General features: G+C 42.8%; 18 protein-coding genes. 6 read left to right on the top strand and 12 right to left on the bottom strand.

Going from position 1 to position 24,512, the window contains the following annotated elements; all coding sequences use genetic code 11:
- Positions 1-17: 17 nt before the first annotated feature.
- The 9 genes from BUC05_RS09030 to BUC05_RS08990 all read right to left on the bottom strand — a co-directional run bounded on the left by BUC05_RS09030 (position 18) and on the right by BUC05_RS08990 (position 9,921).
- On the bottom strand, positions 18-1,442 hold the full coding sequence (locus BUC05_RS09030) for a HAMP domain-containing sensor histidine kinase (RefSeq protein WP_073304606.1): 1,425 nt from the start codon (positions 1,440-1,442) through the stop codon (positions 18-20).
- Positions 1,435-2,109, bottom strand: a complete 675-nt coding sequence (locus BUC05_RS09025) for a response regulator transcription factor (protein ID WP_011248391.1) — start codon at positions 2,107-2,109, stop codon at positions 1,435-1,437. Before BUC05_RS09025 ends, BUC05_RS09030 begins: the two co-directional genes overlap by 8 nt.
- Before the next feature lie 20 nt (positions 2,110-2,129).
- A complete protein-coding gene (locus tag BUC05_RS09020) occupies positions 2,130-2,897 on the bottom strand; it encodes an ABC transporter permease (protein WP_035203428.1) in 768 nt (255 codons plus the stop codon).
- A 12-nt stretch (positions 2,898-2,909) separates the two neighbouring features.
- Positions 2,910-3,734 (bottom strand): ABC transporter permease, encoded by an 825-nt coding sequence (locus BUC05_RS09015; protein ID WP_073304603.1) that lies wholly within the window; start codon positions 3,732-3,734, stop codon positions 2,910-2,912.
- Positions 3,734-4,456: an ABC transporter ATP-binding protein gene (locus BUC05_RS09010; RefSeq protein WP_035203435.1), complete on the bottom strand. Its 723-nt coding sequence runs from the start codon at positions 4,454-4,456 to the stop codon at positions 3,734-3,736. The genes BUC05_RS09015 and BUC05_RS09010 overlap by 1 nt, the downstream gene beginning before the upstream one ends.
- Before the next feature lie 110 nt (positions 4,457-4,566).
- Positions 4,567-5,139, bottom strand: coding sequence for a flavoprotein (locus BUC05_RS09005; protein WP_035203438.1), 573 nt, complete (start codon positions 5,137-5,139; stop codon positions 4,567-4,569).
- Between the two features lie 10 nt (positions 5,140-5,149).
- Complete coding sequence (locus BUC05_RS09000; protein WP_051881179.1) at positions 5,150-6,496, bottom strand: lanthionine synthetase C family protein; 1,347 nt, start codon at positions 6,494-6,496, stop codon at positions 5,150-5,152.
- A gap of 11 nt (positions 6,497-6,507) precedes the next feature.
- A complete protein-coding gene (locus BUC05_RS08995; RefSeq protein WP_035203442.1) occupies positions 6,508-9,657 on the bottom strand; it encodes a lantibiotic dehydratase in 3,150 nt (1,049 codons plus the stop codon).
- A 129-nt stretch (positions 9,658-9,786) separates the two neighbouring features.
- Positions 9,787-9,921, bottom strand: a complete 135-nt coding sequence (locus tag BUC05_RS08990) for a gallidermin/nisin family lantibiotic (protein ID WP_073304601.1) — start codon at positions 9,919-9,921, stop codon at positions 9,787-9,789.
- A gap of 347 nt (positions 9,922-10,268) precedes the next feature.
- Here BUC05_RS08990 and BUC05_RS08985 point away from each other — a divergent pair, with 347 nt between their 5' ends.
- Genes BUC05_RS08985 through BUC05_RS08975 form a run of 3 tightly spaced genes read left to right on the top strand, consistent with a single transcriptional unit; the run spans position 10,269 to position 13,212 of the window.
- Entirely contained in the window at positions 10,269-11,180 is a 912-nt protein-coding gene (locus tag BUC05_RS08985; RefSeq protein WP_167369566.1) for a helix-turn-helix domain-containing protein, read from the top strand.
- A complete protein-coding gene (locus tag BUC05_RS08980; RefSeq protein ID WP_035203446.1) occupies positions 11,164-12,948 on the top strand; it encodes an ABC transporter ATP-binding protein in 1,785 nt (594 codons plus the stop codon). The genes BUC05_RS08985 and BUC05_RS08980 overlap by 17 nt, the downstream gene beginning before the upstream one ends.
- Positions 12,949-12,987: 39 nt before the next feature.
- Positions 12,988-13,212 carry a hypothetical protein gene (locus BUC05_RS08975; RefSeq protein WP_035203448.1) on the top strand — a complete coding sequence of 75 codons (225 nt, stop codon included), beginning with the start codon at positions 12,988-12,990 and terminating at the stop codon, positions 13,210-13,212.
- 884 nt (positions 13,213-14,096) lie between these two features.
- On the opposite strand, the gene BUC05_RS08965 is transcribed toward BUC05_RS08975, so the two are convergent.
- Positions 14,097-14,351, bottom strand: coding sequence for a hypothetical protein (locus tag BUC05_RS08965; RefSeq protein ID WP_035203450.1), 255 nt, complete (start codon positions 14,349-14,351; stop codon positions 14,097-14,099).
- A 277-nt stretch (positions 14,352-14,628) separates the two neighbouring features.
- Here BUC05_RS08965 and BUC05_RS08960 point away from each other — a divergent pair, with 277 nt between their 5' ends.
- Positions 14,629-14,967: a helix-turn-helix domain-containing protein gene (locus tag BUC05_RS08960; RefSeq protein WP_011248401.1), complete on the top strand. Its 339-nt coding sequence runs from the start codon at positions 14,629-14,631 to the stop codon at positions 14,965-14,967.
- 126 nt (positions 14,968-15,093) lie between these two features.
- A complete protein-coding gene (locus BUC05_RS21910) occupies positions 15,094-15,225 on the top strand; it encodes a hypothetical protein (protein WP_257006945.1) in 132 nt (43 codons plus the stop codon).
- A gap of 49 nt (positions 15,226-15,274) precedes the next feature.
- Here the strand turns inward: BUC05_RS21910 and BUC05_RS08955 are convergent, their stop codons facing one another.
- Both BUC05_RS08955 and BUC05_RS08950 read right to left on the bottom strand, forming a co-directional pair.
- A complete protein-coding gene (locus BUC05_RS08955) occupies positions 15,275-15,865 on the bottom strand; it encodes a class D sortase (RefSeq protein WP_011248403.1) in 591 nt (196 codons plus the stop codon).
- A 16-nt stretch (positions 15,866-15,881) separates the two neighbouring features.
- Positions 15,882-23,183, bottom strand: coding sequence for a SpaA isopeptide-forming pilin-related protein (locus BUC05_RS08950; RefSeq protein WP_073304600.1), 7,302 nt, complete (start codon positions 23,181-23,183; stop codon positions 15,882-15,884).
- Between the two features lie 203 nt (positions 23,184-23,386).
- Here BUC05_RS08950 and BUC05_RS08945 point away from each other — a divergent pair, with 203 nt between their 5' ends.
- Positions 23,387-24,505, top strand: coding sequence for a response regulator (locus BUC05_RS08945; protein WP_051881181.1), 1,119 nt, complete (start codon positions 23,387-23,389; stop codon positions 24,503-24,505).
- Positions 24,506-24,512: the final 7 nt, after the last annotated feature.

Below are 24,512 nucleotides of genomic sequence, written 5' to 3'. Positions count from 1 at the left end.
GCCACTAGCGCAAAATGCTAGTGGCTGTTTTTTGGGACAGCAGGTAACTGAAAGGAAACCACTGCGCCTTTGTCATTCCATGCTTGAACGTTTCCGCCATGTTTTTCGATTATGTGTTTGACGATGTAAAGCCCAAGTCCTTTATGAGGGTCAGCACTATCGTTATTCTGGTAAAATTTTTGAAAGACGTAATGCAAGTCTGATTCAGTGAAGCCTTTTCCATTGTCGCTTACAGTCACTTTTACGTAATCGTCATGGCATTCTGCATGACAATCAATATGCCCATCATATGGTTCGGCGAAGCGTAAGCTGTTTGATATGAGGTTGTCTATCACTTGCGTTATTTTTTGCACATCTATCTGAATCGTGTTCGCTGTTTTTCTGTAGTCGAGAACGGAAGTGTGAAACGTCAGTCCTTCGTTTTGAACAAAATCTTTGTACTTTGCAAATTCAGTTTTAAAAAAATGACCTGGTTCGACGGTTTTTGTTTCAATGGCAAAAAAAGACTCTTCGTCGTTCATTTTAGTACCAAGCTCTTGTACGAGTTTTTCCGTCCTCTCAATTTCGCCGATCATATTCGCAATATACGTTTTATGCTGCTCATCTTTTATCTTTCTCTCCAACATTTGCGCGTTTGCTTTCATGATCGTCAATGGCGTTTTTAAGTCATGGGAGACAGACGAAATAAACTCGGAACGGTTTTTTTCCAAGTTCCATTGCTGGTAAAGAGCGTCTTGCAACGCTTGTTTCATTATATTGAATGAAGTCGAAAGTTTTGTGATTTCATCGTTTCCGTCAGCCTCGATTTCAAAATCTAAATTTTGCTTTCGGACCAATTCTGTGGCGACAATCAATTTTTGAATCCTTGCGTAATAGTTTTTTCCTAGTTTGCTCGCATAATAATAGGTAAAGATCATAATAAAGAAAAATGGCGTGAGGAATAGACAAACAAAAAAAATATTAAATAAGGCTTCAACTTCCGATTCCAGTTTATATTGAAGTACGACACTGCCAGCAAATGTACCATTTTGGTCGACAATCGGAATAAACGATGTGGCGGTGTTCTCTTCCAAAAACGATTTGTTGACCTTGTTTAACAAATGGACGCCTTCTGGGTTGACGTTAGCGGAAAATGAACCGTACAAGAATGTTCCTTGTTCGTCCAGCACTTGGTATTCCATGCCTGGGGTGGGAATGATCTCTTCTAATTGTTTGGCCCCCGACGCTTGCGAATTGACAAGCTCACGATTCAAGCTTTGTACTTGATCGGTTATTTTGGGGACTTGGCTCTCATAGTAATTGGCATAATAGCGGTCATCGATGCTCATGACAATCGCCCAACTTGCCAAAACGACAATGATGGTAGCGAAGAAACTTAATAAAATCGTCTTGGCTATTGTTAATCGGATTTGCTGTTTAATGGACGTTCTTTTTTTATTCAAGTTTATAGCCCACTCCCCACACAGTATGGATCAGATTTGCCATTGGATCAATTTTATGAATGCGTATCCGAATATTTCGGATATGTTCTGTCACCGTGTGTGATTGTCCAGTTGCTTCTACTCCCCAAATCGTCTCGTATAGATGATCTTTCGAAAAAATTTGCCTTGGGTTGCTCATTAACATTTCCATAATTTTAAATTCTTTGTTTGTGAGCAACAATGGGGTTTCGCCATAGCGGAGCTCATTTGTCCGCCGGTCGAGTTTTATTTTTCCATAGACGAGTTCATCTGTAGGTTGTTGCTTCCGTTTTTCCCGCCTTAAATGAGTTTTGATTCTAGCAAGTAGCTGTTCATGGGTAAACGGTTTGTTTATGTAGTCATCTCCCCCTATGTTTAGCCCATTAATTTGGTCGTTCATACTTGTTCGAGCGGTAACAAATAAAATCGGAACATCGGTAAATTCCCTTACGCTACGGCAAACATCTAACCCGTTCACATAAGGCATCATGATATCGAGGATGATTAAGTCAAAATCCTGCTCCTTAATCAGCTTTATCGCGTTCATTCCGTCATTTGCGACTGTTGTTTGGTAGCCTTCTTCCTGTAACAGCTCTCCCACAATTGAAGTAATTTGAATTTCATCATCGACAATCAGAATGTGCTCCATTTTATCCCCTCACAAAACATTTATTTAAAATCTTGCTTTACCCATAATAAACTTGAAATCCCTCCGCCAAACAGAACAATTAACGGCAACGCCATGTAAAGCAATGGCATGTTCGTTTCCGAAAGCGAAATAAAAATGGATTGAGTGGGCATCAACAAAAATGTCAGCTCATTTGAAAAATAAATTGGCACCACATAGGCAATCATTAATAAGAAGTAAGCAATAATCGGGTTTGGTGCCATAATCGACATCACACTGGCAATAGCAATTCCAGCGGCAATGACAGCCCAAAACAAAAAATAGAGCTTAGCTGAATAAATGTATCCATTCAGTATGGAATAGCGTGTAAGGTCACCATAAAAAGTCACGTATTCTGGAACTTGGTAAAAGAAAAAGCCTAACATGACACCAATGAGCCAAATAAACACGGTGATGAAGACAGCAATCAGAAGCAGCGTTCCCCATTTAGACAGTAAAAACTCTAAACGGTGAAATGGACGGTACAACACTAAGTTGTACGTTTTTGCTTTTATTGGTGAGTTCAAAACAACCACGCAAAACAACGGCATGATGACTAGTGTTACAAAGAAAGAGACTTCCCTTAACAAAAACCAGGAAAAGTTAACAGCATTTAACGGCGTTTCACTATCTGCAGTATAAAGACCTAGATCGAACCAAGTCAAAAAGTAAGCGGAAAAAAAGGAGATGCCTACGAGCAGCAACAAGAGGATTTTCATCATTCTCATCTTCCAAAGCCGCTCCAATTCACTTATGATTAAATGTTTCATCATACGGCTCCTTTACACATAATAATTTCGGCGAGTAAAAACCAAATACGCGCCCCCAAGAAAGACCAACAAATAAAACGAAGTAACGGCTATTAGCCAACCGCTCAATTCCCCGCCTGAAAGCAATAACGAGATACCGGTGTATTGAATTTTTGTTATGGAGGCGTACACCACATAAGATATATTGCTCCCTTCGGCAAAAGCGGTTGATTGCTCTAACAGCTGCGGACCAACAATCGAAAAGAAAAGAATGCAAATGCCGCTTCCTAATAAAGCATTGACAGAGGGCATTAAAATCGCGATAAAGCAAAATAACGAGAGCGCCGTAAGACTAGTAAGAAAGGCAATGCCATAATAGTTCAATGCATAACGAACCATCTCCGTATTTGTAACGTCTGCTTCAGAAACAAAAAGAATCGACCTTTCAGGCATCTCAAACATGATCAGCCCAATGGAGAAGGAAGCCAAATAATAAAGAAAGAAACAAATAAATAAAGAAGTTGCCATCACAATGAATTTGGACAGAAAAATTTGGCTCATGGAATAAGCACGAAGCACTATTAATTTGATTTGTTTTTGTTGATATTCCTCGGTTATCACATAGGCACAAATAAAAATGAGCAGAATGTTGAACGTAATAAACAAATGCTCTGATATGCTGAGAATAGGAAAATTTAAAGCGGTTGCGTAATCAACAGCATCCATTGACCTGTTTTGATTGTGGTTTTGGAAATAAACACCAGTAACAATGACTAATAGCGGCAAGGCCAATACTAGCAGCCGAATGGACCATCTCGACCATAACCGTTCAAATTCACTAATGATTAGCTGTCCCATTATGACATCATCCCGATAAAAATATCTTCTAAATTATTCTCTGCCTTGTCATAAATCTCTTCTTGTTTTCCATAAAAAAGGACATTTCCCTGCTTAATAATAACGAGCGTGCTGCATATCTTTTGGAGTTCGTCGAGCAAGTGGCTTGATATCAAGAACGTAATATTTTTTTCTTTATTTAATTGCAAAATCAATTCCCTCAATTCCCTCATCCCCATCGGATCCAGGCCGTTGGCAGGCTCATCCAATATGACAATCTCTGGATTGCCTAACAGCGCCTGAGCGATCCCTAAACGTTGCTTCATTCCTAAAGAGTACGTCCGTATTTTTTCATCGCCGCGGCCATCTAGACCAACAATCGTCAATGCTTCTGCGACTTTATCCTGTCGCTCCTGTTTGTTCAACCCATGGAGTCTGGCAAGGTTTAAGAGCATTCCGCGACCCGTCATGAATTCAAAGAAAATGGGCGACTCAATAATGGCGCCAACAGAACGCATCGCTTCCTTTCGCTGCTTATGCACATTCCATTGATTCAGTTTCACTTCTCCGCTTGTAGGGATGAGCAATCCCGTCAACAGCTTCATAATCGTCGTTTTCCCTGCACCATTAGGACCGATAAGACCACAGATCTCTCCCTTGGCGATGGAAAGGTTGATTTCTTCCACTAACGGTTTTCCTTTTATTTTTTTTGTTAAATTCTTTGTTTCAATGATCTTTTCCATCGGCTATCACTCCTTTTTCTAAAAATGATTATCCCTTTTCCCTATCAGAAAAAAATCAAATTCAACATCCGCCAAAACAACAAAAAAGCTAGGACGTACCGTACGGCATCCTAGCTTTTTTCTTCTACAGCCATGGCTTTATCTATCTCTTGAGCGATGGTATACATATCTGGAATAATAAAGTTTTTTCGAATGCTTCCCGAAGCCACTTCATATGCTTCTTTTTCCACTGGGGGGATGATAATATGTCCTCCCTCTTTAATCAACGCCATATTTCTTTTTACAAAAAAATTGTTCCACATCGCCTCATTCATGTTTGGGCAAAAGAGCACAGGCTTCGTAGAAGCCAATATGGTTGATGACAGAAGATCCATGCCTAAGCCATTAGCAACTTGGCCGATTTTATTTGCCGTAGCGGGAAGGACAATAAATAGATCTGCCCACCTAGCTAACCCGACATGGCTGGCCGTATTTGGATCTATCGTTTCATTGTGATCCTGAAAAATGTCATCACAAAACAACGACAAAGAGGAAGCAGGAAACAACTTATTGGCTTGCTCTGTGATGATGACCTTGACATGACCATACGTATGTTTAAAAAAAGCTAAATAGGAGGGCATGTTTATGACAGAGATCGATCCAGAAATTCCGACTAGTATGTTTTTTTCTTCCTTTTCCGGCACATCCTCACCCCTAACTGATTAAAAACGCTTTATCCCAGAAGAGATCACTGTCGTCACCGGTCCTCGACAATAAGGCCAATCCAACGCCAGCTGCCCCTTCCAATAAGCCCGCTTTATCTAACTCGTTTGTTCGGCTTCCGATTTCAAAATCTTTAAATCCCAACGGATGCTGATCCCTATATTGTTCCTTAATCCCGTTTTCCAATTGATTGATGAGCTTGTCAAAATCATTGATGTTAAGATCGTTTTTCATCCGTACCATGATTTGCAGCAAACCACTCTTTCCGTGGCAAAACGTCGCACTTTGCAAGTCTAGTTCTTCTAATGTTTTTTCCTTAATACCGTGGAAACACTTAACCGCCATTTCCTGATAGGGAAGATCGTTCAGCGCTTTTCCTGCTAAATAGAGCGACCGGGCAACACCAGGATTGCCATAACACCAGCCTTCCCGTTCATCTATAACGGTATATTTGTTCACTATAGCTTCTTTCACACCTACGCGATGGGCCCAAACTGGGGCACCAGTTGAATTGCTTTTCGCATGACGGACGAGCCAATTGCCAATCGTGGTTATTGCTTGCCTTTGCCCTGGTATCTCGATCCCTTTTAATAGACATAAAGATAAAAAACTTAACGGCCCTGGGATGCCATGGGCAAGGCCCAAATTGAAGTTGCCAAATGGATAAATCTTTTTATCCTTCTCTAAAAATTGATTCTCTTGCGTAACATACCATCCTGGAACCTCATGCTCTTCCCATGTTATGGTGGCAGTCATTTCAACAAACCGGCGCAAAATCGCTTCAATTAAGCCGTTAAAAGCTGGCGTATCCTTTCTTCTTTCAAGCAAATACCTTCCAATTCCAGAATATCCTTGGATCACATCATAAAAAGTTGGTAGAGCGCCGAGACCATTCCTTTGTTTTTCTTCTTCGATCTCATTCTCTGCTACCCTACGAATCACTTCATCCAGTTTTGTCAATAAGTTCTGGTATCTTGTACCATTTTCAGATGCATTGAACACAGCAAAAGCAAATCCTGTAATTCCACCAAATAAAGAGATAGAATGGACCCCATTTTTTAGATAGTTGCTAGCGTAGACAATATGATTATGGGCCACATGATCCCACTTCTCTTCAGGATACATTTTATGCAATTCAGAGAAGAATAAAATCGTTCCTGCAAAACCATGAGATAAAGAAACAGGGTCCCACGGATTTACTTTGCTAATCGTCGTGACATTGTTCTTATCCATTACAATCTCTTCCACTTTTTGTGGATCGTTTAGTTTCTCGGTCAAACGGGCAATAATTCGTTTCGTTTCTTGTTTTTCTTGGTCATCAACTACCTTCTCTATCACGGTGGATCACCTCATACGTTTAATGGTCGCCCTTTCGTTTTGTTCCAATGCTTTTGACTTTCAATAATTTGGCGCACAAACGCCATTGCTTTTTTCTCCCTATCACGGTCTGTGCCGAGCAAGCGGTTGCAATGCATATGGATCAAGCTCCCGACAACTCTTTCCTCTGTATTGGTCATCGGCGTTTTCTCCATATTATGGGATAGCTCGTGTATGATTGCTTCGTTTTTAGAAAACAGCTTAAAGAGAAAGCCTTTCTGCTCCTTTAGAGCCTTCCAGTTTTCTTCTTGATCTAGCCATTTAAGCACATCATTCCGATAAGGCCTAAACTCCTTGGAGTAAGCTGGATCCTCACTCCACTTGGAAATCCACTCCAATTGCCTCTCATGGTGCCAACCGTACTCCGTTAGAAAATAAACAACATACATGGATGCGATTAATTCTAGCGGTTCTTTCAGTGCTTGCTTACTACTCAATCCAAGCAAATTTGATGTCAACAAACTGTCTTTTTCAAAGTATCGCTCCATTAGAGGCATAAGCGAAAGGCCGCCGTATCGTTCAATTTCCCGTTCATATGGCTCAATTACAACTTTTTTAACGTTCCCCGCAAGGCGCTGGGCTGCATACCATTTTTGAAATACCGGCAGTGCACCAGCCAACAAGGTTTTCGGATCTCCGTGAAACCTTAGCCGCAGATGGGGCTCGCTGTCATAATAGCGAATAAAGAACCAGCTATTTATAAGTTTGTGATTCTCTAACTCGGCTACAAGCGTTGGAATTTGTGTAGAAATCAGTTTTTGCTGTTTGTGGGTAGGCCCGTAAAGCTTAAAATAAAGCCAGTCCGTCCCCGGTTCTTTTTCCCTGCATTCAATTGGCACTTCTGCAACTGGCTTAATCATCACCGTTGGTTTTGCGGGCACATGAGGCCTTTTCTTGAAAGGAACAATAAATTCAGCATTATGTCTGCCTAAAGGGCTTTTTACCCACTGCTTCTCCCGATAACCGCCGATGATTTCTTGTAACTGTACCCGTCCTCTGCGCCGTAGTTCCGACCTTAATTCCTGCAAATGGTTGTCATTCTTTAAGTGGATGTACAATCGGTTATCCCCATAAGCCATAAAGACCCGTTCTGGTACCTGCATTTTTTTCATCCATGTTGAAAATTGCTCTATCCATTCTTCAAGTGGCATAGAAAAATCAGATAATTCTTCTATTTGATCGTTTATTTTCCAAATTGCCGGTGAAAGAATGACTTTTCCAGACGTAATTCTAGGAATAAAAGCGAACTCTCTAAGGCTTCCCAAATTCAACCCTTGAATCGCCTTTCCATCTTCTAAAGAAACCTCCCTTAAAAACCGAAAACAATTTGGTGCACTCTCGTAATTAAACATGTTATTTGACGTAAATACGAGACGTTTATTCGACTTCTTCGATTTTAAATAAAACCTCCCGAGTGTCGCCCCAACCAAAATATCTTCTAACAACAATTTTTTGTTTTGGCCGTTTGCATTGGTGGCAATAGTCGTATGTAAATTCCGTGTGGAATGCGTAATAGAAACGTTGCTTGCACGGCCACTTTGGGGCAGAAAACTCAACTCTACGTATTCGGTTTCAACGTCCGTACATGTTTCCTCTATTTTCTTTTGTTCTTCCATCAAATTTCTATTCTCTTCGCTAGCAATCATATCCGAGAAACGGCCGAATGTTTGCCCTAGCTCTTGGGAGCCCACATTGGTTCCTATTGCCAACTGATAGTTTCCTTTATCAACTTCCTCTGCTGATGAAGCAAGCACTTCAACAAATAATTCCCCGGAATTGGGAGCAAAAACGTCATCTGTGTCGTTATCCATTAGCTTTTGCAGGTCAGATTCGGTCAATGTTATTTCTTTTGCATTTTCCCTTAAACACTGGATGTATTTTTCCATTAACAAACGATGAGTGCTCTTCATTTGAGGCGGGTTGACACTTTTTGCTGAAGGCGGGTATTTATACGTTGGCGGCGCCCCTAAACCTTTCTCATCGCTTAACAAATCTAGCAGAGGAATTTCTCGATTTACCCCATATTTCTCAAGAAATTCAACATGGTACTCCCTTAAATGGGCGACTCCAGTCTCATTTTTTGAAAGCCTCCACAGCCACTCTGCCGCATTGGCCACTTGTTCGCCAATTGACCGATTTATCCTAACCTTTTCTGCGCATGTTAAGCGCAAGTCCACTTGCAACGGCTGTTTGCTAGGATGAATGTCTTGCATTTTAGCCGTTAGCGTTTGAAAGAAATCTAATCCCTGCCCTATAGGCAATTGGTTATACGTTTCGATATCGGCTTCAATTCCTTTTAACATCGCCCCTATTTCCGTCGCTTCAGGGATGGATTCAAGGATTTGTATGACATAGGATAAAGGCGCACAGTTAACGATTGGCGGCCTTAATTCACTGATAAGAAATTCTTGTTGGAATAAATTCCATACAAACGATTCAATTTCATTTATAGAGGCGCTCGTATATGTTAATTGAAGCTGATTGATTAATTCAGAGATCGAAATCGGCTTTTTCGCTACCGATTGGACAAACTCCACCACCACTGTTTTTCTGATCGAGATATTGTCTTTTCGCTCTTGGTTTTCACTGCTTCGTAACTGTCCACAGTTAGAAAAATAATGAAGGTAGACTCGATCGTCCGTCTGATACACAGCATCATTAAAAACAACGTTAAGCTTTTTAGCGATCGTTTGGTTTTTTTCTATTTTGCTGACTACTCCAAGCAACCACTCCATATCTGGACGTGCTCTCTTTTGGTGTTGCTTCGTGTCTAATAAAGATCCCACTGTCTTATTGCCAAGTTCACCAATAGCAATGCCTGAAAACAAACCAAAAGGAGTTGGCCGGCTAGACATCCTTATTAAAAACTTTAACAAGCTGGAAACAGCGTTCCTCGTTTTTTTGGAACGGGGATCGCCATGAATTTTATCTAAAGACTGAAATAAATTAGGGCTGGCAACCGCTAGTGCTTCTTTTATTTCAGGCCGTTCTATGTATTCTTTTAAAATAGGGATAATATCGTCTTTGGACGCGTTTTGATGGTCATGCGATAATGACAAAATCGGTGCTCTCAACATGATTGTGTCTACAGGCTCATATAATAATTGTTCGCTTTTTCTCATCGCTATGAACGCCCCTTTCAAATGAAAAACAAACAGGATTGCCCTTGCTCAAGTTTATAAATCTGTATTTTGGAAAAATACAAGATTTTTGAGGGGCAATCCCATGTAAATAATCAAAAGTCTTTGTTCTTAGCAGCAGAAGCTATTAAAGCTACCCGTTTCCCCGCAACCAGGAGTACAGAAACTGACGCTTGTGAAATCTGGTTGTACATCCTTCGCTTTCGTGTGTACTACTTCCAAATCCAAGTCAAAAGCTTTTTCCATTTTATAATTCCTCCCCTATTTTTTTTGCCAGGAATCCCCGGCACAAATTAACTGTAAAAAACATTTTAGCAAAATGGAAATATCGTTTTCAGTCATTAATTGGCTAAAAATGATCCATGTCGATGTTGAGCCTGTTTTTTTACAGTATCTCTTATAAATTATGACAATTAGAATAACTTTGTTTGTTTTTTGAAAAACTCACTACTATAGCCCCTATTTTTTTGGAAAATACATGTTGAAATTTGGTCGATCTGATATATTTCTGATAAACGCCTGATAATCTTTCGATAACCATCCTCACTTAAAAAAACCAACTAATACAGGTTATGATAAGGAAGATGCATATGATGGATAATCGAATTGGCATGGAGATCCGAAACTTAAGGATGAAACTAGGCATGTCGCAAGAAAATATTAGCTCTAGCGTTGTCAGCCAATCAGCAATAAGCAAAATTGAAAATGGGAAGTACATTCCAAACATAATCGTGCTTGAAGCCATTGCTTCTAAACTAGGGGTGCCTGTCGACCATTTTTTAACGCTCAGCACGTCCTACAATGGTGAATACATCGAAACCACTTATGAAATGATTGAACAACTGTCTTTACATGAAGAGTACGAGGAACTGAACAGGCTAACTGCACAATTAATTGACTGTGGCCAGGCGGTGGAATTCCCTAATTGGTTTAAAGATTATATAAGGATCCATCATCTGTTCTCCGAATATCAATGCAGGAAAAAGGATGCTCAAACCACATGGATGAAATTAAAATGCATGGCGGGCTGTTTGCCATTTGAACAGTCTATTCAAACAAAGTTTCATTTATATTTAGGCATTATCCATTCCCACATGAAAACATATTCATATAGCGAAACGTTAGACTATTTACAAAAAAGCCTTGCATCGGTTGAAGGAATTAAAGGAAAAAACACCTATTTGCACAAAAAAAACTTAAAAATCTATATTTTGTACCAAAAAACAATCATTGAACTGAACTACCACCACTATGATGCTGCTTTAAAAGATATAGGACAAGGTCTGCAATTATCTAGGAATTATGCTTGTACGGCATATGTCGGGCAATTTCTTTATTATAAAGGGCTATGTTTAGAAAAAAAAGGTGTTCCCTTCAAAAACATTTTAAAGCACTACGAGGAAGCGCATTTTTTTGCAAGCTTTACAAACAATTTGCCTTTCAAGAAACTGCTATCAGACAAACTTTCGACCAGGAAGGAAGAATCATATGGGGTCTACAACTGAACGACCGATTCAATTAAAAGAGTTCATTTCTCTAATGCGCCTTTACCGCCCTTCACTGTGGCTACTTGGGCTAGCTTTGTTTTTAGTCCTGATGGAAACAGCGCTTTCTCTTGCTGTCCCCTTATTAACAATGAATCTCGTGGACATAACTGTTGAATCAAATTTCAGTGGTACAACAGCTGCCCTAATCGCAGGCGTCTTTATCGTACAAATTATTCTGTCAGGCATCTCCATGTATATGATGATCTACATTGGTCAGATCATGGTGGCAAAATTACGCAAAGATCTATGGCACAAAGTGTTACGATTGCCAGTCTCATTTTATGACCAGAACAGCTCCGGAGAAACAATGAGCAGAATTACTCATGACACAAATGTTATTAAAAATTTTTTTACCGATCAATTGATTCCTTTTTTATCTGGAACCATTAAAATAATTGGTTCGATTATAATTCTGTTTGCATTAAATTGGAGCATCACGCTGCTCTTATTGTTAATTGTCCCTGTGTCGCTAGCTGTATTAAAACCACTAGGTAGAAAAACATACAAAGTGTCGAAGGCATTACAAGATGAGACAGCATCATTTCAAGGGGATTTAGGGCGTGTGTTGTCAGATATTAGATTAGTCAAATCTTCTATAGCAGAAGACCCGGAAACATCTCAAGGCAACAACAGAATCGATCAACTGTTAAAACATGGATTGGACACCGGAAAAATAATGGCCATCATTTCTCCATTGATGACAACCATTACCTTGTTGGTATTAGTCGTCGTTTTTGGTTACGGAGGCATACAAGTGGCCAATGGCACTTTATCGGCCGGCACATTAGTTGCGATTGTTTTTTACATGTTCCAAATCATCCCTCCAATCTCACAAATGGGCCACTTTTTTACGCAGTTGCAAAAAGCAAAAGGCGCCACAGAACGGATCACCTATATTATGGAGGAGAATTTGGAATCTCAATTAGCGGCCAGTGTATCTTATCCGCACAATCAAGAAACAGTTGCCCGCGTAAATGGCATTCGATTTTCCAATGTGTCTTTCTCTTATCCGAATGGCAGCCAAATCCTGAAAAATGTAAGCTTTTCCGCCAATGCCAGTGAAGTAACGGCGATTGTCGGCCCTAGCGGTGCAGGTAAAACCACCTTATTCTCATTAATAGAACGATTTTATCCACCAAGCGAAGGGACGATAGAGTACGACAACCAACCAATCAATGACTTTGATGTCCAGGAGTGGAGACAAAAGATCGCCTATGTCGCCCAAGATTCTCCGCTAATGGCGGGGACGATTCGCTACAACCTTACTTATGGGCATGCTGAAAAAAGCAGCGATGCCGACATTCACGCAGCTTTAGAAAAAGCAAATTTGACTTCGTTTATTACCTCTTTGCCAAACGGCTTAGAAACGGAAGTGGGCGAAAGAGGCATTTTAGTATCTGGTGGGCAAAGACAAAGACTTGCGATCGCTCGAGCCATTTTGCGAAATCCGCAAATTTTACTGTTAGACGAGGCCACCGCCCATCTAGACAGCCATTCGGAATTTTTAGTACAAGAAGCGCTCAATCAACTCATGCTCTCTAGGACAACGCTAGTAATCGCCCATCGATTGTCGACCGTGCAGCATGCAGACAAATTGGTTGTTGTCCAAAGCGGGGAAATAACAGGCGAAGGAACACACGATGAATTAATCGAGCATCACCAATTTTATCGTGAACTTGTCGATCGCCAATTATATAAGAAAGAATCCCCCGAGTTGATCAACTAAAAGAGCACGTAGACTTTTAAAGGAAAGTAGTGAAGATTGATGATAGCCATTATCCTGTTTTGTTTAAACGTTATTTTGTATTATGTGAGCACTCTTTTTCAATTTGAACCGACATATACGATTGGCTTATGGACGTTCCTCTCTATTGTTGGAGTCTTGTTCGCGTTTAAAGCTGCTAAACCATCTGTCAAAATCATTGGGCTCGTTTTAAATGGCGCCTTTCTGCTTTTCTCTCTCTTGTTGATTATTGCTTTGTTTCTTTAAGCAGTGAGAAGCTAACCTATTTAGCCTGATGGTATAGATAAGATGGCCTACTGTAATTGAGCTGACTTATTGGTCAGCTCCCTTTCTTTTTACCCGCTCCCACCCGTATTCCTCGATCGATCGTTAGCGCAAACTTTGCTAGCACGGGACCATTTCCCTTTTTCAAGCCCGCTCTTGCTCCTGTCTCCCCCTAATTGCGTACGCTACACACCAGAAACAAGAGTAACAAACAAAGACAGACACCTATCCGCGTTTCTGCCATACAGTTGACGAACAGACAGCCAAGACCACAGATAACGGAGGAATGCCCAGCCCACTATCGGGATGGGTTAACATTTGCATTCAACGATGAACAAAATACAGTGGATTTCTACCTAAAAGCAGCTGACCGAGCTTCTCAGCAAATTGTCCAAGAGGCTTTTCGCAGAGCCGCAGCGGATGAGCAGCCACACGCTGTCTGGTTTCTTTCTTTTTTGATGAGAACATGAAATGGATAGCAAAACGCAAACGTCTCAATCGCTGCGACGCTTGCGTTTATTTGGTGTTCCTATATCGTTTTAGCAGACAGCGCTTCGATAGTAAAAGCCAACAGCAGAGCGCGCTCTTCAAGCGACTCTATATCTAGGTATTCTTCTTCGCTATGTTGGTTTCCCCCGACTGGTCCCATACCATCCGGACAGCACCCATCCTACAACCGCTAAAATGAGATATGCATCTTTCATAGTCAACCCCTTTTTCACACGTGAACGACCCACTGCTTGCTCAGCCGGATTGCTTGAAGTGGGGCTTCTGTGGCAATCGCCACTTTTGCTAGCTGTTAATGGTACCGTTTTTATTAATACGCAGTCGTACCATAACGACCTTACAGAGAAAGACGTCTGCTCCTATTTATCATGTACTTGGTTATAGGCGTTTTCAAAAACACGCAACGCTTCTTCTAAATGGCTCGTATCAGCCATACAATGTTGGCGGTGCCATTGCAACGCTTCTTTTACTTCGTGATACAGCTGGTCGTCATACCTTTTCCATACACACTCCTTTGATGCTTGCACGGCATTGGCTTGCATTGTCAGAAAAGCAATGCTTTTTTGGATGCCCGTGTATAAACAGGAACAGACGCTGTAGGGGATATCCGCCACTTCTTCACCTCCTTGTCAATAAAATCAGTCTTTTCAAAATGAGGCGCCTTCAATTCGTAAGAGGATACACGGCAGTGGCCGTACCGAATGCCCTTAATAGCACGTGCAAGTCATGGAGTTATGTAGGAAGGCGCTCCCATTTATAGTCAGTTTAGCCAACGTAAATTAGGGAGTCAAGTGTTTTACCCAATTTTACAGAGTGTTCATGTTCGTTTTGTTCCTTTACCCAACTTTTAGTTGTATAATTGTGACAATAACAAATAGGAAGGATTTGTTTATGGCTGAACTGAATGACCGCTTACGAGAGCTGCGGAAAGCTCACCAGCTAACGCAACAAGAAGTCGCTTCGTTCCTTGGCATTACGGAAAGTGCATACGGTTTTTACGAACAAGGCCGCAACGAACCTTCGATTGCCAAATTAAAGCAGCTCGCCGAGAAATATAATGTTTCCATTGCGTATATTGCGGGAGAGACAGATATCAAAACTGCCCCGTCCGACAAAGTAAAAGAAAACGGCTCTGCTTATACGTTTACGAATTTAGATGAGGAAGAAAAAGAATTTTTAGGTGAACAGCTCGAATTATTTCGCAGGCTTAAAAAGAAAAAAGGCCATTAATGCTGATCCAGTACGGATAAAAGCGCTTAACAGCTCGTTCATCAGCAATGAGCAGGCTAACGCGTTTCCAGGATCAACGCCTGTCTGTTCGCTGCTTCTTAAAATAATAGGAAAGGAAGTCTACCATTGGACCAATTTTCAATCGGAACAGCCCTTTATCAGATTTTTGCAATCGTGTTTTTGTTCGGCTTCTTTGGGCTTGGTGGTTATTTTCTTATTCTCGGCATTCGCTATTTGAAACGTGAATTAAAAAAATAAGACGAGCGACGGTTGGCACTAACCGTCGCTCGTCTGTTTGATTCTTTCTCTACGCTTCAATCACATCAATCAAATCGCCTTTCACCGCTACACGCTGCTGGCCAGACAGCGTACACGTAATTAATGTAATTTCCGGCTGCTCTCCATCGTTTAACACATCTACATCAGTTGGTTCGATAATTTCCGTGCTCTTGACCACATAAATATACGTTTTGCCGTCATCGGCATGAAGGCGAATTTCATCACCTTTTTGCACATTTGGCAATTGCCGGAAATGCCTGTCGCCTCGGTAGCCACGATGGCCCGCGACCGCGAAGTTTCCTTCTCCTGGCACTTGTTCTTGCTTTATTTGCGTTAGCGTTAAGGCCAAGTTTTCATCCGTGGTTTCATCAAGTATATACTGCTTTAAGTCAATTGCAGGGATTTCCAGTTCCATTACTGCCTCTAACTGTTCTTTTGTCCAAGAGGATGGTGAATCATCCGTCTTTTCAATCGTTTCTCCCGTTTGGACAGCGGCTAGCGCTTTTTCCAGTTGAGCCACTCCATTTGCCTGCTGCCACTCTTTTGTTAGCGGGACAGCGACAAGCGCCAATCCCGCAATGATGAGCAACATTCCTATAAAAAGTGTCCTTTTTCGCAAGAAATGCCCCTTCTTTCTATCCCCTTTTTCTTGCCAAACGTCCGTTCACTAGTGTAAGAGCGCCAATCGCCATCAGCAACAATCCGGCAACCATAAACATGAACATTTCGGTTTCGCCTGTTTGCGGCAATTGTCCCCCTGAAGCAGGCTGTGCTCCTTTTGAAAGCAGCGGACTTGGATCACCGCCACCTGCTTTTGGTGTCCCTGTCTTGCCTGTTCCTGTGCCGCCGTTATTGTTTTGTGGCCCAGTTGGCGTTTGACCATCGCCTGGTTCTGTCAGTGGCTGCTTTGGCTCGCTAGGCGGTTGTGGTTCTTTTGGTTCCTCACCTGGTGGGATGAGAGTATTTTCAACTGTTAGTACAAGCCGCTCTGTTTGGCCCTTGCTAATTTCAAACGCAATCGGCGTTTCGTTTAGCTGGTAGTGAGCTGGCGCCTTTGTTTCAACAAGTTGGTACGTGCCTGGCGCTAACCCATCAAGCTGTACGCTGCCTGATTCATCGGTTGTCAGCCCTTCTGCAACCATGTCGCCATCCTCTGTTAGCACGGTAAAGACGGCTCCTTCCAAACGTGCGCCATCGCTGCTGTCAACCTTCACAATTTCGACGCTTCCTGGCGTGAGCGTGTTTTCAGCTTTGACGACAACAGCAGCCTCTTGGCTCCGTTCAATCGTAAAGGCTAGCCCTTCCTCATTTAAATCGTAGCCATTTGGCGCTTTTGTTTCTACGAATTGATAGTTGCCTGGTTTTAAGTCGGTGACAATAATCCGTCCTGTTTCATCCGTTACCAGTTTTTCTTGGATCACAGTTCCTTGTTCGTCTTCGAGGCGGAACTCTGCTCCTGCAAGCAACTTAGAATGGTCGCTGCTATCGACTTTCTCGAGTACAACAGCCCCTGAAATCAACGTATTGCTTTTCTTGACAACCGCTGCTTCCGTTTGCCCTTTTTCTACTGTAACCGCTACTGGTTCTGCGTCACGTTCGTAATGGAGCGGCGCTTTCGTTTCCACGAAATAATAGGTGCCTGGTGCTAGATCGCTAACGGCAACGAGCCCATTTTCATCTGTCACCAGTTGTTCTGCTACCACATTTCCGTCTGCATCAGTCAGCATAAATTCCGCACCAGCAAGGCGGATATCGCCATTGTCTTGGTCCACTTTAATCAATGCCGCTGCCCTAGGGATAAGCGTGTTTTCAACCGTTATGACTGGCGTAACAGTCTGGCCTTTCTCAATCGTGAACACAATCGGCGTGGCATCTAACTGATAGTGCTCAGGCGCTTTTGTTTCGACAAGTTGATAGTCGCCTGGCGGCAGGTTGTTGATTTCCAGTCTTCCATGTTGGTCAGTCATAAGGTTCTCTTCCAACACATTCCCTGCTTCATCCAAAAGGCTAAACACCGCTGCTGCTAATAGCAATTGTTGGTCAGCTGCGTCAACTTTTTCCACAATGACCGAACCAGGAATAAGCGTGTTTTCTTTTGTGACCAAAACGGCTGTTTTTTGGTCACGTTCAACTGTTACATTGATTGGTGTGGCATCAAGTTGATAGCCAAAAGGTGCTTTCGTTTCGACGAGCACATAGTCCCCTGGCAAAATGCCGTTTATTAACAGTTTGCCTTCATCATTGGTTGTAAACAAAGCAACAAACTCGCCTGCTTTCGTCCGCAGTTCAAACTCGGCCCCTTTTAAGGCGATTGTTTGATTATCGCTGTCAACCTTACTCAACTCGACTTTGCCGCGAATTAATTCGTTGAACGCAGTAACTTTTAGCGTTTCTTGCTGGCTCCGTTCAATCACAAACGGCAACGGTTCACTTGACAATTCAAAGCCTTGTGGCGCTTTCGTTTCGATAAACTGGTACGTGCCTGGGGCAAGTTGTTCAACGCGCAGCTTGCCTTCTTCGTCTGTAGTTAGCCCTTCTTCTAAAACATTCCCTTCGCCATCAAGCAACGTAAATTCAGCACCCGCTAATGTCTCGGCTGTATCATGTTGATTGACTTTCAGCAATTCAACGGCACCTGGAATTAACGTGTTGCTCTTTTCCACAACGAGTGCTTCTTTTTGGCTGCGAACAATCTCGAACGGGATTGGCTTTTCGTCTAACTGATAATCGGCAGGCGCTTTTGTTTCCACAAATGCATATTTGCCTGGTTTTAATCCTTCAACGACAATGCGGCCGTTTGCGTCTGTCGTGAGTCCCTCTTTGACCGTATTGCCATTTTCGTCAACAAGCGAGAACTCCGCCCCTTCTAACAGCGCATTGCTTTCGCTGTCATGCTTTTCAAGCACAACGCTGCCTGTTGTGAGTGTATTAACCGCTTTGACTTGAACGGCCTCTTGTTGGCCCTTTTCAATCTCAATTTTGATTGGCGTATTGTCTAACTGATAATGCTCAGGCGCTTTCGTTTCAATAAAATAGTAAACGCCAGGAGGCAAGTCAGTGACGACAATTCGCCCTTCTTCATCCGTGGTTAACCCTTCTTCAATGACCGTTCCCTCTTCATCTTCCAGGGTATAAACGGCCCCCTCTAGACGGACGTTTTCACTGTCTTCGTCGACTTTGATTAATGTGGCCGCACCTGGGATGAGTACGTTTTCGACGATGAGCTCTACTTTTTCAAGCTGGCTCCGTTCAATTGTAAAAGGACGCTTTGTATCATCAGCTTGGTAATGGGCAGGTGCTTGTGTCTCGACAAAGTAATACTTGCCTGGCTTCAAGCCTTCAACATACACTGTCCCGTTCTCACCGGTAACAAGGCCTTCTTCCACAAGTTCACCGTCTTCTGTATAGAGGGAGAACTCCGCTCCTTCTAAAGCTGAGCCGTCTTTGCTATCTTGTTTTTTCAGTTCGACTGCTCCCGTGATTAAGTGGTTTTCGACCTTTCTTTCAACTTGAATCGTTTCCTGTTGGCTTTTCTCGATTGTAAAAGGAATTGGCGTGTCATCGAGTTCATAATCAACAGGCGCTTTCGTTTCGACAAGCTGGTAGTTGCCAGGAGCGAGTTGCTCAATCGTCAACTGGCCAGATTCATCTGTTTCTAGCCCTTCCCTTAAGACATTGCCGTCTTCATCAAGAAGGGCAAACACGGCTCCTTGCAGGGCAAGGCGATTGTCATCGCCATCGACTTTTGTCAAACGTATGCCGCCTGTGACAAGAGCATTCTCTTTCTCGCCAATAGTGAGTTCTTTCTCTTGGCCCGCTTCAATTTCAAACGGAATCGGCGTTGGGTCTAGCTTGTAATTTTCTAACGCTGTCGTTTCGATCAGTTCATAGGATCCTGGACGAAGGCCGCTTACTTTTACGAAGCCATCTTTGTCACTGACAAGCCCCTCTTTTATTGTCTTTCCGTCTTGGACGAGCTTAAAGGATACGCCTTCAAGTGGTTCACCAGTGGCTGCGTCGACTTTTTTCAAAACAGCGCTGCCTTTGATGATGACATTGTCTTTTGTTAAAAGAATTCGTTCTGTCTGTTTGTCGTCAATCGTGAATTCGATTGGCTGGTTGTCAAGTTCATAACCGACAGGCGCTTTCGTTTCGACAAACCGGTAGTCACCAGGTTCCAATTCGGTTAATACAAGTTGGCCGTCTTCGTTCGTCACAAGCCCTTCCTCGATTGTCTCCCAATTGTCGCCTGCTTTTTTCTCTAATGCAAACTCCGCGCCAGCTAGCGTTTGCTTCGTTTCTTCATCAACTTTGGTTAACGCAACGTCACGGGTGATTTTCTTGTTTTCCACCGTGATTGTTGTCGTTTCGCTGTCTACTTTTACGATTTTTTCATCGATACCGACAACATACCCATCAGGGGCACTGTCTTCTTTTAACAAATAATCGTCGTAGCGCAAGTTCCGGAATATCGCTTTGCCGTCTTCGTCTGTCACGACAGTGCGTAAAGCAATTTTGCCTTCTTTGTCATACAGCGTAAAGCGTGCACCTGGCAACACTTCCTTGCTGTTGGCGTCGACTTTAATGACTTCGAGACTGCCGCGTTTCCCTGAGCCACTGCCGCCGCCATCAGTGAGCCGGACTTTGATCGTTTCACTTGAGTCCGTTCTTTCAGTTGTAATTTGTTTGCCTTCAAATTTAATCGTATTGCTAATTTCCTCGCCATCGCTTGCATTAATGTAAGACTGGTATTCGAGGATATACGGCCTGGTGATGTCCTCTAAGAAGGAGAGGACAAACGTTTGCGATCCGTCATCAGCCGTGTTGATTTCAAGCGTATAGTCTTTGTCACGTTCCAGCTCTTCTGCTTTTGCAAACTGCCCGTTCCCGCTGACCGTTGTTGCATACAGGCGGAACGAGTCTTCAAGCAAGATTTGGTTCGCTTGTTGTTGGTCGATGACTTTTGCATCGGATACTTTTGATTGGCCAGCGTTAATAGCAACGTTCCAATCAATGACATTGCCATTTTGTTTGCCTGCTTTTTTCACGTAGCTGCCACCATGTTGAACAGTCACATGGGCGTTTAAATCAACTGGCTCTCGCCCTTCACTGCTAAGGGTAGCTGTGTTGTCATAGCGGTCGACGATTAACTCGCCTTCCACACTTGTTTTGTATTCAATGATATAAGCGTCGTCGCGTTCGCCTGGAAAACGCACATGGAAACCTGGCTTCTCATCTGAAAGCAAATCTAGTTCATATTCGCTTGGACTCAGTTTCTCGCCTTTTCTAATGCCGTTGTTGCCGCCTGTCAATTCGGCTCGATACACTTCAATCGAACCTTCGACAAGCGTTTGTTTTCCTTTGATGTAATCTGTGACGTTCATCACCGTCAAGTTCTTTAAGTCGTAGTTAATGCCGACTGTCCACGTGATTTCTTTCGTCACCGCATTATAAGAACCATTTTTAAAGCCATTGTTCGTTGTATACGTGTCCGGTTTGAAACCTGAAGATGCCTCTTTTTCCCACGTTTTCCCGTCTTCCGTTGTCCACTTCATATGAACGTGGTTTCGGAATTGGTCACCTTTCAGCTCGTCGTAGTGGAACTTCGTTGTATATACGATCTGATGTGGTTCGGAAATTGGTTCATGGAAGCGGAGCGTAAAGCCTTCATCTGTTTCTGCCAACGTATATTCCGATGGGTCGACTTCTGTCCCTTTCCGCAACACTTTAAACGAATCTCTTTCTAGCTCTAACCCACCGTTCGTAAACGTATCGGTAAAGAACACGTCTTTCATTTCATAGCCATCGCGGTTAAAGTCAATGCGCCATTGGACCGTTTTGTCTTTATAGTTGATGTTGGAATAGCCTTTATGGAGCACTTGCTGGCTCGTTCCTTGGCTTCCCTTTGCTTCTCTTCCACCTGATTGAACAATGTTATCAATCTTGCCGTCTTCCAAGACCCGTTCATTTGCTTTCGTCTTGTACGTAATCTTGTAGGCATCGTTGATGTCTTCTGTAAACTTCAGCTCAAAACCGTGTTGCCCTGGCGTTACTGCATAATTGTCTGCGTTCGATGCTTCTTTTTCGTTGCCGTTCTCATCAAGGGTAATGCGCTCCACTTTTATTGAATCGGCAATCAAGTCGTGGCTTTCGCTAAACGAGTCGACCAACAGAGCGTCTGCTTGTTTAATCGATTTTTCGTTGTAATTATAATGGATTTCCCACGTAATCGTTTGTGTAGCTGGATCGTAGCTTGCATTGCGCTTTGCTAGTGCCTGGCCGCGTCTTGTTGTTACACTTGCTTCTGCCGACAGATCCTCACTATTCTTGCCTGTTAATGTCGCTTTATTGGCATAGTTCGTGCCGTCTTCGTCGGTAATCTCTGTGGAAAATACGACCCGATAAGCAGAAGAAATATCGCCAAACTGAATGTCAAACGGGTCTTCTGTGACCGTATACGCGCTCGGGTCTACCCGCTCGCCTTGCTTAACAGTGCCGTCAAGCTGGACATCCAGTTTATAGACTTCAATTGAACCTTTTTTCAATGCTTGGTGCTGTTGAATCGGATCTTTCAGCACAGCTTGATTGATTGATTTTAACTGTTTGTTAAAATCGACAGTCCACTCAATTTCTGTTGCATTGTAGGCACGGTTTACTTGCCCCCGTTTATCGATGGCCGATCCTGCCTTCGGTTGGAGCGAAATTGGAATGTTGGCCACCACTTCATCTTTGACGTCAAACACGACTTCGCGATCGACGTCGCCTACAAGGTCCTCACGAATAATTGTCCGAAAGTTGAGCAGCCCATGGACATTCGATAATTCCTCGATTTGTTCGTTGAATGTCATAACAACCGTGCCATCTTCCTTTAACGTAAAAGAACCGACTGTTGTATCTCCAAATGTGAGCTCACCATTCACGTCATTGTAAACGTGGAAAATGTCTGGCAAGGAAAACGTAAATGTCGAGCCACTTCCATAACCATGGCCATTTGGAAGCTCCCAGGTGATTTCGATTTGAACATCATCACCGAGCGCTGGCTTGTTTCCTGGATTTTCATCAGCGTTGATCAAATTGCCGTCCCCATCCCGAAGGACGATGCCTGTAATAATATTTTTCTCAATTTCCCCGACAACTGCCTGGCTCACTACATCGGCTTCCGCTGATTCTGTCGTGTCCGCCTCTTGATCATTCGCCTCTACATTTTCTTCCTTTTCTTTACTTGCTTCTTCTTGTTCTTCCTTCCTTGCATCTTCTTGCTTTTCTTCAGCAGCGACTTGTTCCTCGTCTACCACTGGCGTTTCCTCTTCTTTTTCCGTTTCTGGCGCTTGCTCTTTCGATTCAGGCGTGTCGCCTTCCTCGTTTACTTGTTCTTCTTCACTAGACGCTGGCGCCTCTTCTTGTACAGGCTCCTGCTCCAGTTCTTCTTTTACCTGAAAAGACACTGGAATGACTTGCGCTGTGTCTCCAATTAGAAAGACAAGATCGGTTTCCGCGGCTTCACCAATTGCATCTTGCGAAAAATAAGCAGAAAGTTCAACCGTGCCGCTTGCCTGTACAGCTTCCTCCTGCTCCGGGAAAGACATGGTCAGTTCTGTTCCATTTAGCGAGTATGTAACCATCTCGTCCCCATGTCCTTCGTCTTTCCATTCAATCTTGTCTGGCTGCCATTGCTCTGGCAACTTTATGTGGTATGTCTCTTGTTGTGTGTGTCCGGTTAATGACCAATCAATCTTTACATGCACTTGGTCTTCTGCTGCTAGTGTGGCCTCTTCTGTTAATGGCTCCCCGTTTTCATCAACAAGGCTAGCCAAAGCTTCAAATGTGCTGGCCTCCGGCTCTTGTGCATACACTTGCACCGCTCCTGCTAACTGGGCAATAAATGTTTGCACCAGCAAAACAAAAATTAGCACTATCGCAGTAGCTTTGTTCTTCATTCTTGTCCCCTCCTTTTTGCATTTTCACCAAAAAACGCCTTTTCAGGCATTGATCAGCCTAACGAAATGTATCAAACCCATCTCTACAAAACCTATATAGTTCGCTACACCGAATTTATTACTAGTTTTTTCAAATTTCAGTAGGTTATCTGGGAAGAAATTGCTATAATGAAGAAAAAACATTGAAAAAAGGGGGGCTCCGTATGAAAGCTGTGCTCGTGGATGATGAGCCTCATGCACTGACTTTCTTGGAAAACCAGCTGCTTGGGGTTGGAGATGTTGAAATCACCGGATCATTTACTTCTGCTTCTACAGCGCTCGACTGGGTGCTGAGCACACCGCCAGATTTGTTGTTTTTAGATATTGAAATTGCCAATGTAAACGGCATGGAACTGGCCGAAACGGTTCTAAGCAAACACCCTGACATCCAAATTGTGTTTGTCACCGCCTATCAAGAATATGCAGTCAAAGCATTTGAATTAAATGCAGTCGATTACATCATGAAACCAATTAGCAAGAATAGACTAAAAAAGACGCTTGAACGCCTACAAACGAAAAAACAGCAGGAAAGTATCCCTGCTGAAAAAACAACGATATGCTGCCTCCCTTCGTTACAATTCTTTTCTGGAGAAAAACCGATTCATATCCATTGGCGAACCTCCAAAGCGAAAGGGTTGTTTTTATTTTTGCTACACCACCTTGGACACCATGTCCGCAAAGACGTGATCATCGAGACTTTTTGGCCAGACAGCGACTACAAAAAAGCCTATGCCCAACTGTATTCGACTGTCTATTTGATCCGAAAAACGCTTACTAGCGTATTCCCTTCCATTCGTATTGACAACTTTGAGCAGAGCTACACATTAGAAGTTGGCGACATCCACATTGATTATTTGGAATGGGAAAAGAAATGGAGCCAGCTTCCAGCGCTTTCAGACAGCACACTTCCTGCCTACCTTACATTACTGGATGAATACCGAGGTGATTATTTACACGAAGAAGATTACCTTTGGGCTGAAAATAGACGTGAACATTTAAAAAACCTGTGGCGTGAAACGGCGACTGCCGTGGCGGACTACCTGTTTGAACAAGGCCGATACGAGCAAGCTGCTAGACTAGGCCAAAAAATCCAAGAAATGTACCCATTTCTGGAGGAAAGCTATTGTATGCTCATGAGAATTTACGCAGCGTTAAACGAGCCCTTTTATTTCGAAAAGCAATATAATAAGCTCGTCCACATGCTCGACGAAGAATTTGCGATCGCCCCCTCCCCTGAACTTATCAAACTACATGACGAATGCAGAAAACAACTAACAGAATAATGATCCC

The sequence above is a fragment of the Shouchella rhizosphaerae genome, assembly GCF_900142675.1.
In the GTDB taxonomy this organism is placed as follows: Bacteria; Bacillota; Bacilli; order Bacillales; family Bacillaceae_D; genus Shouchella; species Shouchella rhizosphaerae.
Note: the sequence above shows the minus strand (reverse complement) of the source record. Positions and strands in the feature narration are given on the sequence as shown.